Consider the following 12,278-nt stretch of genomic DNA (forward strand, 5'->3'; position numbering starts at 1 on the left):
ATTAAGGACTGGGAAGCGAGGTCGTCCCACCAAAGTATTACCGAAGGGTATGGTGGTAAGATTAAAAAATAAGAGTAGTAAACGTCGAGATTCTGAGGGTAAACTAGAGAAAGTAGAAACTCCGAAAACTGAACATCCTGAGACAACAGAAAAACCAGAAGACAAGGATGTTCATGCCAACCACGTTGAGGCATTTAATAGTTCTCTACGACGCTATTTAGCCGCCTTTCGTCGTCGAACAAATACTTATGCTAAATCTGTTGTGGGATTACAGCGAGTGCTAGATATTTTCTGGATGGTTCATAACTTTGTTCGCAGCCATTTTACGACGAAAAAAGTTCCTGCGGTAGCTCTCGGTATAATTCAAAAAGGGTTAACTTGGGAGGACTTACTCCAAATTCGCCTGATTTGTTGAACCTCTTGTATTGCAACGTTTATAGCTTCTAGCTAGACGATACCAGTGCCATAAGTAGAAATACTTAACGAGGTAAATGAAAGAGTCAAAAAAGGTAATCATTTAAATAGGAACAGCGATGACGAAGGACTTGTGGTACATTGTCAGAATTCCAACTCGCACCAGTAATTTTAAGACGATGACCAATTTGTTTAACTTGAGATTCGACGGCACTGGTATCGTCTAGCTAGAAGCTACAAACGTTGCAATACAAGAGGTTCAACAAATCAGGCGAATTTGGAGTAAGTCCTCCCAAGTTAACCCTTTTTGAATTATACCGAGAGCTACCGCAGGAACTTTTTTCGTCGTAAAATGGCTGCGAACAAAGTTATGAACCATCCAGAAAATATCTAGCACTCGCTGTAATCCCACAACAGATTTAGCATAAGTATTTGTTCGACGACGAAAGGCGGCTAAATAGCGTCGTAGAGAACTATTAAATGCCTCAACGTGGTTGGCATGAACATCCTTGTCTTCTGGTTTTTCTGTTGTCTCAGGATGTTCAGTTTTCGGAGTTTCTACTTTCTCTAGTTTACCCTCAGAATCTCGACGTTTACTACTCTTATTTTTTAATCTTACCACCATACCCTTCGGTAATACTTTGGTGGGACGACCTCGCTTCCCAGTCCTTAATACTTCGTGACAAATATTAAATAGCAGTTGACTATATCGCTTTTCTCCATCTGTAAATAACTGGAGAGATTCTGCACTCTTTTCAAATAATTCCGCTACCGTCATCATTGCTTCTAGAAATAATTTCTGCTCTTTTTTACCACATTTTAAATGCCAAATAAAGCGGCTAGCCCTTTCCATGAGCACGATTGTCCACCCCTCAGAGGCACTTGCTTCTTTATTTTTTCCAACTTTTGTGTATAGTTCATCCCCTTCTATTACTAATTTAACAAATTCATTCACTAAGGCGTATAAAAATAATGTCTCTTGTAATCCTGATAATTTCTTTTCCCAATTCAATATTGTTGTTTTTGCGTAGCCGAATACTCGGGCTGCTGCATTTAATCCTATTCCTTCCATTCTGGCTTTTAATACTTTTACAATTTCACTTAATGGGGTTTCTAAGCCAGCGATTACGCTACCATAAGTCTCAGCAAAACAAGAACCACATTCTTGACAGATGAACATTTTACGTTCCCCGTTACCTTTCGTTTGGTAATGAGAATGTATTTTTACTTTTTCACTATAGCAATGAGGGCAGTTTTTCTGAAATAAGGCTTCCTCTTTCTCTTGAGGTAAGCCAATATCACTTAGGAGGTCAATTGAGCTTTTATTCAATGTTGACATTGCTTTCCGTTTTCCCTTTCTTTAATATAATGACAATAATAATAGTATAACAAAAACGGGAATATGTCCAGTCGTAAGTTATTTTCTATTTTCTCAAACTCTTACACCATAACTTTTTCTAGCTTTGATCACACGATACCAGTACCGATTCGACAGAGCCAGAGCCAATGGAAATGCCCTCTGCCTGCAAATAACCATAATTGACAATCCGATGTTTATGCTTGTTTAAATAAATGATAAAATTCTCAGCTTGAGGCTCTGACCATCCCTCAAAACAGGAGATAGCGGCATCCACTTCACCCGTCCAAAGAAAAGACTTGACCTCCTCAATTCGCTGGAATGACCCCCCAACTTTATAGAGGTTTTCAATTAAGTGATACCAGTCCAAAATTTCAATTCGCTCATGTTTCTGTCCTATCTCACGAAATAAGTTCCAGATACCATCATGTCCATCTCCCAAACAAATTAAAGGCTTAGCCAAAATTTGAGAATTAACCAAATCTAATAAAGCCGAGTTATCTTGAAAAAAGGCAGCTACCTTAGGGTAATCGCATCTTATTTGTTACAAAAAATACAGACAAAAAGAGAGAAATATAGTGTAAAAAAGAAGCAGTCATCTAAGAGAAGAAAAGGCTATTATTTAAAAAAAGTAAGTGAGTGAGGTCAAAGACAGGGTAATCGCATATTAGTAGAGTGGAATCAAAAAAGAAATCTAGCTTAAAAATAGACTATATCAAAAACTAAAAAGAGAAGAAAATCAACTTAAACTCTAAAAGATTAAGTAATTTCGCTAATTCATAATTGTTGGTGTCAATATTTTGCCAATCCTCCTATTTGGGGCTTGCTGAATAAGGATGAAATCCTTGCTATACAATACTTTCAGGCATTTTACAAACGATCAGATGCAAGGTTATGGCATTTGGAGGCTCAAAATCCATGCACTTTGCTGGAAAAATGTGAGGTAAAACTGGAAACTGAGCTCTGAAGTCACCATTTTTCGCGCCCTGTGGCATCTAGGTTCGTTTTGTGGACTTTTTTAGCAAGCCCTATTTGAAGCTAAATAGGGCTTGCTGAAAAAAGCTGAAACCTTTACGGAGAAAAATAGTAGGCGAATTAAGAACCGCTAGAATGCACGAAAATAGGGTAGAATGCCTCAAAACCATTGCATTAAGAAGAGAGAAAGCAGATGTACCGAAAGCAACAGTACTCAATTGAAACACCAGAAAACTTGAAAAATCTGTTCGGCGGGCAGTTAGACGAAGAAAATCGTTGGATAGAAATGTCAAAAATGATTCCCTGGGAAGAATATGAGGAAGAATATGCAAAAAACTTCACAGAAAAAAAAGGAGCCCCAGCCAAATCATTTAGAATGGCATTAGGAGCATTAATTATCAAAGAAATTTCAGGAAAAAGTGACAGAGAAACAGTAGAACAAATAAAAGAGAACCCTTATTTACAGTACTTTATAGGAATGGAAAGCTATAGTAGCAAAGAAGCATTTAGTGCGTCAATGATGGTTCATTTTCGTAAAAAAATAGGAATGGAATTAATAAATAAAATTAATAAAGAAATAGAAAAAAAAGCGACGGGTGTAGCGTCAGAAAAAAAAGAAAATGAAGGAAAGTTATTGTTAGATGCGACTTGTACACCAGCAGATATAAAATATCCAACGGATATAGGAATATTGAATGATGCCAGAGAAAAAACAGAAAAAATAATAGATAAGCTGTATGAAGAAATAAAAGAGAAAAGGAAAGAAAAGCCGAGGACTTATAGGGAAGTGGCAAGAAAAGAGTACTTAGCCATAGCAAAAAAACGTCGTGTGTCAAAAAAAGAAAGAAGAAAAGGAACAAAAAAACAACTAGGATATATAAAAAGAAACTTGTCTGATATAGAAAAAATGATAGAAGAGGGAGCAAAGTTAGAAAAACTAACGAAAAAAGAGCAAGAAGAGCTTGTAACGATAGGAAAAGTGTATGAGCAACAGTTAGAAATGTATGAAAAAAAGACAAATAAAGTAGAAAACAGAATTGTGAGTGTAAGCCAACCTCACGTGCGTCCAATAGTGCGTGGAAAAGCGGGAAAAGCAGTAGAGTTTGGAGCTAAAATATCGGCAAGTAATGTGAATGGCTTTGTCTTCTTAGACAAATTAAGTTGGGATAATTACAACGAATCGGGAGATTTACAAGCGCGAATAGAAGAATATAAAAGGGAAACAGGATGTTATCCGGAATCGGTTCATGTGGATAAAATCTATCGAACAAAAGCGAATCGAGCTTATTGTAAAGAAAGGGATATAAGAATGAGTGGTCCCCGATTGGGAAGACCGCCGAAAGAGGTGAGCAAAGAAAAAAAGAAAGAGGCACGCTCAGATGAAAGAGTGCGTAATGCCATTGAGGGTAAATTCGGACAGGGAAAGAGGAAATTTAGTCTTGGTCGAGTGATGGCCAAACTACCTGAGACCTCGGAAACGGTAATTGCGATGAACTTTTTGGTAATGAATCTTTCTACTCTACTTCAGAAGACAAAAAGTAAAAAGTTGTAGAGTCGTTTTTCTTGTGAAAAATGGTGTTAATTTTCCTCTCTTTTGTGAGGAGTGATTTGTGTTGACCTTTTTAGACAGAAAGGAACAATAGATTAAACAAAATCTGTATTTTGATTTGTTTCCATAAGGATAAGTTATCTATGCTTTTTCAGTCCATACTTCCCTAACCCACATTTCTTTCGTTTTTTGACTTTTTCAGCAAGCCCTAATTATACTCATGAATATCACTCCCGTGAACTAGCTGCTAAAACCTGTAGAAGAAAATTGTTGTCCATCGCCGCCAAATAACGCTTCATCTTCAAGCTTTTTTGAGATGGCTCATGTTTAAGCAAATTAATACTTAAACGACGGAGCAAGCCCAAATTATCAGCCGCATTACCTTGACGCACTCGACTCGCATCCTCATTAAAAGTGACATCTAAAACCCAATGCAGACTATTTTCAATACTCCAGTGAGAACGAATCACATGGCTATGACGTTTGACGTTCGGGAGCATCTCACTTATGCAATAAGTATTAATACTTATGGGCGGAAAAATAAGACTTTGAACTTTATCGAACTTTATCAAAAAAAGAAATGAGAGTATAATAGTCGAGACCCACTTTCCAAAATCTATCCCAATTGAGGAACAATCTCATGTTATCAGTGTTATCAGAAAATGAAAAAAGGATTCAAGAGTTATGTCAAGAGTTGGGAGAATGTCTCTATCAACAATCTCAAGTTAAAACATTTAATAATTTGGGAGAAATAGAGGAGACTGTCAGAGACTTAATGATTCAGTATGTCAACCCAGAAATAGGTATTTTTTTGTCAAAACAAGTACCGAGGAAACCACAGGTCGGATACGAACAGTAAAAAGTATTTTGGGGGAATTGCCCATTACAGAAAAACAAGCGAAGAAATTAGAACTAAAGCCTCGAACTCAGATGAGTCCAATGTTAGAGAAGAACTGTTTGGGTGTGACCTTTAGTTGATGAAGAAAAAGAAAAGTGTTAACATGAGATGAAAAGTGACAAAGAGGAAACAATGATGACAGCAAAACTAATTAATGTAGAGGGTTCAAAGATAAAAATAGAACTAACATTAGAACTAAGTCGTTCAATGTTGGATACAGAAATAAATATTCAAAAAGGCTTAAACGAAGTAGGTTGCATCGCCAGCAAAGAAGCCTTGAAATATTTAGATACAGATGGTTCACCCTTAAAAATCGGTGAAGAAATCTGGAAGAGTAAGGGAGAGCAACCGAAAGAATATCAAACACCTTATGGTGAGGTTATAGTGAATCGTCATGTATATCAGCGTTCACCTTTGAGGAAAAACGTATTGCCCCTTAGAAAGAGAAGCAAGGATAATCATAACATCAACGCCATTATTGGCAAAACAGGTATCCTCAAAAATGTCAGGGATGGCAGGCAAAGAGGTGAAAAATGATTTATTAGAAAATCATGGTAGAAAAGTAGCGCTATCCTATATCCAAAGATTGAGTGAAGCAGTAGGAAGTGTGGTACAGGCAAAAGAAGAAGCGTGGAGTTATGCCCCGCCCAAGGAGGATAGCCAAATTGCAACAGTGGGAATAGGATTAGATGGAACCTGTATGCTGATGTGTGAGGATGGCTACCGTGAAGCAATGGTGGGAACCGTTTCCCTATACGATAGTGAAGGCGAACGTCAACCTACAATCTATCTAGGTGCGGCACCAGAGTATGGAAAAAAGAGTTTTCTAGAAAGATTAGAAAGAGAAATTGAGCGAGCGAAAAACCGTTATCCAGAGGCAACATTGGTCGGGATAGCAGACGGGGCAGAATCAAATTGGAAGTTTTTAGAAAAGCAAACGGAAGAACAGATATTAGATTTCTATCATGCCTCTGGTTACTTAGGTGCCTTGGCAGAAGCGTTGCATCCGAATACCGTGTCAAAACAAAAAGAATGGTTGACTGAAAATTGTCGAGAACTCAAGCATGAAAAAGGAAAAGCAGGAGAACTGCTAAATCTGATGAAAGAAGTCAAAGAAGAAAAAAGTCATTCTAAGAATCTTACCGAGAAACTACAAGCGGCGATTACTTATTACGAGAATCATCAGCATCAAATGGATTATGCTGAATACTTAGAGAAAAAGTATCCGATTGGTTCAGGTGTTACGGAAGCAGCTTGTAAGACGTTGGTCAAACAACGATTATGTTGTTCAGGGATGCGATGGAAGGAAAAAGGAGCCAGGGCGAACGCATCTAAAAATGATACAGATACAAGAACATTATAGAGGGATGGATAAGGGAAAATAAGGGAAAGTGCATAGAAAACAAAAGCGATGAAACTCCGACCCAAATATAGACTGGTAGAACACTTTGCCGAAATAGATGACCCTCGCATCGAACGAACAAAACGGCATAAACTCATTGATATTCTAACGATTGCCATCTTAGCCGTCATTTGTGGAGCAGAAGGTTGGGTAGCCATGGAAAGTTTCGGCAAGGCTAAACATCAATGGCTAAAAAAAATTTTGGAATTGCCAAATGGCATCCCCTCCGACGATACGTTTGCGCGTGTATTTGCTAGTCTGAATCCAGAGCAATTTCAAGACTGTTTTCTGCATTGGGTCAAAAGTATAGCGGAGGTAAGTGAAGGGGAAGTGATAGCGATTGACGGCAAAACCCTTCGCCACTCCTATGATAATGCCAACGGAAAGGGCGCAATTCAGATGGTAAGTGCATGGGCAACAGCAAATCGTCTAGTACTAGGACAGTGCAAGGTGGAAAGCAAATCGTAATGAAATCACGGCGATACCCAAACTCCTGAAAATGCTAGAGGTCAAAGGTTGTATCGTAACGATTGATGCCATGGGAACTCAGACAAAGATTGCCCAACAGATAGTAGGGCGAGGGGGAGATTATGTTTTGGCATTGAAAGGCAATCAAGGTAATCTATGTGAGGATGTTGAACAATTATTTGCTCATGCTCAATCGGTTAATTTTGCGGGAATTAAGCATGATTTTCATCAAACAATAGACAAGGGACATGGACGGATTGAAATTCGCCGTTGCTGGACGATGGAACAAACAGAATTTTTGCTGGGTGCGGAGAAATGGGCAAAGTTGACGAGCATCTGTATGATTCAAGCGGAGAGACGATTGAAAGACAAAACAGAGTATGAGACTCGCTACTATATCAGTAGCCTGCCGAGTAATGCTCAAAAATTATCCCAATCTGTTCGTAGTCATTGGTTGATAGAAAACTCTTTACATTGGGTTCTAGACTTGGCCTTCAACGAGGATGCTTGTCGCATTCGTAAGGATTTTGCTCCTGAGAATTTAGCCGTCTTACGCCATATCGCTCTTAACTTGCTCACAAAGGAAAATACTCTGAAACTTGGTATCAAGAATAAACGGCTACGCGCTGGTTGGGACGAGGACTATCTCCTTAAGGTTTTACTCGGATAAGATGCGTTTGCCCTGAAAAAGGAGCAGGAATTATTTTGAGCCTACGAGCTTTGGTATTGACCAAGGAACGATGGAGTCAATTTTGGGCAAAACTTGATCAATATGGGTTCCCTGTAGAACCCTGATTACAACAGCTTTTATCAACTAAAGGTCGCACCCAACTGTTTGCTACTGAGTGGCGATGAGTCTTATGAAAAAGCAGCTAAGAAAATCCAATCATTGACGGGAATTGCTGTTTCTCACAGTACGCAACAACGCCTTGTACATCGCTATCATTTTGAAGAATTACCCTCTAACACAGAAGTCGAAGAAATTAGCATAGATGGTGGGAAGGTACGACTCAGAACTCCCAAGGGAGAACCCTTAATTTGGCGTGATTATAAAGGAGTCAGTTTTCATCAATTGGGGGTAGCTGCCTTTTTTCAAGATAACTCGGCTTTATTAGACTTGGTTAATTCTCAAATTTTGGCTAAGCCTTTAATTTGTTTGGGAGATGGACATGATGGTATCTGGAACTTATTTCGTGAGATAGGACAGAAACATGAGCGAATTGAAATTTTGGACTGGTATCACTTAATTGAAAACCTCTATAAAGTTGGGGGGTCATTCCAGCGAATTGGGGAGCATCCCAGATTTGCAATGAGTAAAAGTACTCAGGCAATAGCTTCATTGAGATAAGCACAGCGTAATCTCAATATTTGAGGAACGTTTTCTGACTTCCAACGGGTGCGACCTTTAGTTGATAAAAGCTGTTGTAATCAGGGTTCTACAGGGAACCCATATTGATCAAGTTTTGCCCAAAATTGACTCCATCGTTCCTTGGTCAATACCAAAGCTCGTAGGCTCAAAATAATTCCTGCTCCTTTTTCCTTCCATCGCATCCCTGAACAACATAATCGTTGTTTGACCAACGTCTTACAAGCTGCTTCCGTAACACCTGAACCAATCGGATACTTTTTCTCTAAGTATTCAGCATAATCCATTTGATGCTGATGATTCTCGTAATAAGTAATCGCCGCTTGTAGTTTCTCGGTAAGATTCTTAGAATGACTTTTTTCTTCTTTGACTTCTTTCATCAGATTTAGCAGTTCTCCTGCTTTTCCTTTTTCATGCTTGAGTTCTCGACAATTTTCAGTCAACCATTCTTTTTGTTTTGACACTGTATTCGGATGCAACGCTTCTGCCAAGGCACCTAAGTAACCAGAGGCATGATAGAAATCTAATATCTGTTCTTCCGTTTGCTTTTCTAAAAACTTCCAATTTGATTCTGCCCCGTCTGCTATCCCGACCAATGTTGCCTCTGGATAACGTTTTTTCGCTCGCTCAATTTCTCTTTCTAATCTTTCTAGAAAACTCTTTTTTCCATACTCTGGTGCCGCACCTAGATAGATTGTATGTTGACGTTCTCCCTCACTATCGTATAGGGAAACGGTTCCCACCATTGCTTCACGGTAGCCATCCTCACACATCAGCATACAGGTTCCATCTAATCCTATTCCCACTGTTGCAATTTGGCTATCCTCCTTGGGCGGGGCATAACTCCACGCTTCTTCTTTTGCCTGTACCACACTTCCTACTGCTTCACTCAATCTTTGGATATAGGATAGCGCTACTTTTCTACCATGATTTTCTAATAAATCATTTTTCACCTCTTTGCCTGCCATCCCTGACATTTTTGAGGATACCTGTTTTGCCAATAATGGCGTTGATGTTATGATTATCCTTGCTTCTCTTTCTAAGGGGCAATACGTTTTTCCTCAAAGGTGAACGCTGATATACATGACGATTCACTATAACCTCACCATAAGGTGTTTGATATTCTTTCGGTTGCTCTCCCTTACTCTTCCAGATTTCTTCACCGATTTTTAAGGGTGAACCATCTGTATCTAAATATTTCAAGGCTTCTTTGCTGGCGATGCAACCTACTTCGTTTAAGCCTTTTTGAATATTTATTTCTGTATTCAACATTGAACGACTGAGTTCTAATGTTAGTTCTATTTTTATCTTTGAACCCTCTACATTAATTAGTTTTGCTGTCATCATTGTTTCCTCTTTGTCACTTTTCATCTCATGTTAACACTTTTCTTTTCCTTCATCAACTAAAAGTCGCACCCCTTCCAACAAGCCCCTGCTATTTGTATTCTCTTGCCAATTTGTTTGATTTTTGACTCTACACTTCCTGAGCCAATGCAGATACCTAAGTCTTGATAGAGTCCATAATCTGGCATTCTGCTTTCATGTTTCTTCATATAATTGATGAAGTTAATTGCTTCCTTTTGTTTTGAACCGTTCAATTCTTTAATTGCTGAATCTTGCTCCCCTTGCCATAAGTACGTCTCTATTTGCCTCTTTACCTTTTTTGAAACTTTCACTTTATGGATATTTTCCACCAAGTGATACCAATCCAATACTTCCCTTCTTTCGTCTTTATCCCTTATCTTTTCTATCAGATTCCAAATCCCATCATGTCCATCTCCTAAGCAAGTTACTACTCTCGCTAATGGTTGATTATTTGTCCAAGCGATTAATTCTTCCTGCGCTTGAAAAAATGCCGCACATACCTGACCATGTAAGCTTACTGCTTTATAATTTTTCCAGATACTTTCTTCGCCTACGCTCGTTCGTATTCTTACTGTTCCGCCATCTATGCTTAGACTTTCTATTTTCCCTTTACCTTGAGCTTCTTGAAATTCATACCCTAATGCTAATCGGTGTTGACTGCTTTTTGAGATGGACATTCCCGTCGTCATCTTGATTGTTTTTTCTCCTCTCTCAAATGACTCACAGGCTACAATATTTAAGCAGCATTTTTCTAAATAAGGACTCACTTGTTTATTTTTTTCTAACCCTAGCTTTTTCGCCTGTTTTTCTGTAATTTTTACTTTTCCGATAATACTGTCCACTGTTCTTTCTCTTCCTGCTTTTGTTCCTGTTGCTGTTTCACAAAAAAAACGGCCAATAGCTGGACTTACGACCGATAATAGAGGTGATCGCCTAAAAATCACGACTCACAATACTAGCGATCACCTTTAGAAGATAAATTGTTAATGCGATCGCCTAGAAATCATGAATCACAGTAGTAGCGATCGGCTTTAGGAGTAGATTGTTGATGCGATCACTTTTCGCTGTTGAAATAGAGAATTAGGCGATCAGTTTATGGTGAAGATGATATTATTTTTCTAAAGATCGAGAGTGAATTATGACTAAAAGTAGCAGCTTTACAGCCATTATCTACAAAGAAGATGATATGTACATTGCCGAATGTCCAGAGGTGGGTACAGTCGATCAGGGGGAAACAATTGAACAGGCGATCGCGGGATTAAAAGAAGCGACTCGGCTGTATTTAGAGGAATTTCCTCTTCCAAAAACGTCACCTAGATTTGTGACCAGTATAGAGGTTAGCTATGCCTAAAATGCCACGAATTTCAGCCAAAGAAGCAATTCGTGCGTTAGAGCGCTTAGGATTTGAGCAAGTTCGTCAAACTGGTAGTCATGTTGTCATGAAAAAGGAAACCCAAGAAGGCGAGATCGGTTGTGTCGTGCCTTTACATCGAGAATTGAAGATAGGCACATTGAGTGGAGTACTCAAACAAGCGCGAATTACAGTAGAAGATTTTATCGATAATCTGTAAGTGCGATCGCCTAAAAATCACGACTCACGGTAATAGCGATCGCCTTTAGGAGATAGATATTGAAGCGATCGCACCTGAGATTGCTTTGATTGATCGGCAATTCGATTATACTTCGCAATCAGATAAAGCTTGCTGCAAAAAATGTTTGTGTAACCCGTTAAAATAGTACCAAGACTAACCAAAGAGTGATTTCCCATGATCGCAGTTAAAGGAAACTTTCCAAAACTTACCCCAGAAGAATACTTTGCTTGGGAAGAAAAGCAACTAGAAAAACACGAACTGATTAACGGTCAAGTTTACGCCATGAGCGGCGGTAGCGTTAATCATAGCCGCATTGCAATTCGATTTGCGACTATGGTTGATACCCATTTAGACGCTAGTCACTGCATAACAGGTAACTCAGACCTTAAAGTTAAAATTTTTGGCACAAATAACTACACCTATCCAGATGTCAGCGTCACCTGCGACGATCACGATAAAACTACAGACCAATACATTACATACCCTTGCCTCATCATTGAAGTTCTTTCACCTAGCACTGAAACCTATGATCGTAGTGGCAAATTTAGACTGTACCGCAAAAATCCAGTCTTACAGGATTATTTATTAGTGAGTTCCATCAGCATCGAAATAGATTTGTATCACAAAAACGAAGCAGGTGATTGGTTAATTATTAACTATCAAGCAGGTGACACCGTGGAACTCAAAAGTATTAATTTAAGCTTTCCCATTGAGCAAATCTATCGCAACCTCGATCTTACACCAGAGACTGAATCAACCCAATTATCCTAAACCTCATTCCCAAGTCGAAATTAAAAAACTATCGCCTCTAGCGATCGCCTTTAGGAGACAGATTGCTGATGCGATCGCCTAGAAATCCTGATTCACGGTAATAGCGATCGCCTGATTTGGT

At 38.9% G+C, this 12,278-nt stretch carries 8 protein-coding genes and 8 pseudogenes; 10 read left to right on the plus strand and 6 right to left on the minus strand.

Features of this window, described 5'->3' with window-relative positions; genetic code table 11:
- The first annotated feature begins 49 nt into the window (after positions 1-49).
- On the plus strand, positions 50-415 hold the full coding sequence (locus tag KA717_38290) for a hypothetical protein (protein ID UXE61173.1): 366 nt from the start codon (positions 50-52) through the stop codon (positions 413-415).
- Positions 416-500: 85 nt separating this feature from the next.
- On the opposite strand, the pseudogene KA717_38295 reads toward KA717_38290, so the two are convergent.
- The 3 genes and pseudogenes from KA717_38295 to KA717_38305 all read right to left on the minus strand — a co-directional run bounded on the left by KA717_38295 (position 501) and on the right by KA717_38305 (position 2,285).
- Positions 501-632, minus strand: a pseudogene (locus tag KA717_38295) (ISKra4 family transposase).
- A gap of 41 nt (positions 633-673) precedes the next feature.
- A complete protein-coding gene (locus tag KA717_38300) occupies positions 674-1,753 on the minus strand; it encodes an IS1 family transposase (GenBank protein UXE61174.1) in 1,080 nt (359 codons plus the stop codon).
- A 139-nt stretch (positions 1,754-1,892) separates the two neighbouring features.
- Positions 1,893-2,285, minus strand: a pseudogene (locus tag KA717_38305) (ISKra4 family transposase).
- Positions 2,286-2,939: 654 nt separating this feature from the next.
- On the opposite strand from KA717_38305, the pseudogene KA717_38310 reads away from it, so the two are divergent.
- Positions 2,940-4,277: pseudogene (locus KA717_38310) on the plus strand (IS5 family transposase).
- Positions 4,278-4,522: 245 nt separating this feature from the next.
- On the opposite strand, the gene KA717_38315 reads toward KA717_38310, so the two are convergent.
- Positions 4,523-4,795, minus strand: coding sequence for an ISAs1 family transposase (locus tag KA717_38315; protein ID UXE61175.1), 273 nt, complete (start codon positions 4,793-4,795; stop codon positions 4,523-4,525).
- Positions 4,796-4,944: 149 nt separating this feature from the next.
- Between KA717_38315 and KA717_38320 the strand changes: the two are divergent.
- The 5 genes and pseudogenes from KA717_38320 to KA717_38340 all read left to right on the plus strand — a co-directional run bounded on the left by KA717_38320 (position 4,945) and on the right by KA717_38340 (position 8,351).
- Positions 4,945-5,255: pseudogene (locus KA717_38320) on the plus strand (ISKra4 family transposase).
- Positions 5,256-5,301: 46 nt separating this feature from the next.
- Positions 5,302-5,730, plus strand: coding sequence for a hypothetical protein (locus KA717_38325; GenBank protein UXE61176.1), 429 nt, complete (start codon positions 5,302-5,304; stop codon positions 5,728-5,730).
- Positions 5,696-6,556, plus strand: coding sequence for a hypothetical protein (locus tag KA717_38330; protein UXE61177.1), 861 nt, complete (start codon positions 5,696-5,698; stop codon positions 6,554-6,556). The genes KA717_38325 and KA717_38330 overlap by 35 nt, the downstream gene beginning before the upstream one ends.
- Before the next feature lie 48 nt (positions 6,557-6,604).
- Positions 6,605-7,733, plus strand: a pseudogene (locus tag KA717_38335) (ISAs1 family transposase).
- Between the two features lie 159 nt (positions 7,734-7,892).
- Positions 7,893-8,351: pseudogene (locus tag KA717_38340) on the plus strand (ISKra4 family transposase).
- 140 nt (positions 8,352-8,491) lie between these two features.
- Here KA717_38340 and KA717_38345 read toward each other — a convergent pair.
- Positions 8,492-9,773, minus strand: a pseudogene (locus KA717_38345) (ISKra4 family transposase).
- 59 nt (positions 9,774-9,832) lie between these two features.
- A pseudogene (locus KA717_38350) lies at positions 9,833-10,714 on the minus strand (ISKra4 family transposase).
- Between the two features lie 218 nt (positions 10,715-10,932).
- Between KA717_38350 and KA717_38355 the strand changes: the two are divergent.
- From KA717_38355 to KA717_38365, 3 genes are all read left to right on the plus strand, one after another.
- Positions 10,933-11,145 (plus strand): type II toxin-antitoxin system HicB family antitoxin, encoded by a 213-nt coding sequence (locus KA717_38355; protein UXE61178.1) that lies wholly within the window; start codon positions 10,933-10,935, stop codon positions 11,143-11,145.
- Positions 11,138-11,365 (plus strand): type II toxin-antitoxin system HicA family toxin, encoded by a 228-nt coding sequence (locus tag KA717_38360; protein ID UXE61179.1) that lies wholly within the window; start codon positions 11,138-11,140, stop codon positions 11,363-11,365. The genes KA717_38355 and KA717_38360 overlap by 8 nt, the downstream gene beginning before the upstream one ends.
- A 195-nt stretch (positions 11,366-11,560) precedes the next feature.
- Complete coding sequence (locus KA717_38365; protein UXE61180.1) at positions 11,561-12,157, plus strand: Uma2 family endonuclease; 597 nt, start codon at positions 11,561-11,563, stop codon at positions 12,155-12,157.
- Positions 12,158-12,278 lie beyond the last annotated feature (121 nt).

It is taken from the genome of Woronichinia naegeliana WA131, assembly GCA_025370055.1.
GTDB lineage: Bacteria > Cyanobacteriota > Cyanobacteriia > Cyanobacteriales > Microcystaceae > Woronichinia > Woronichinia naegeliana.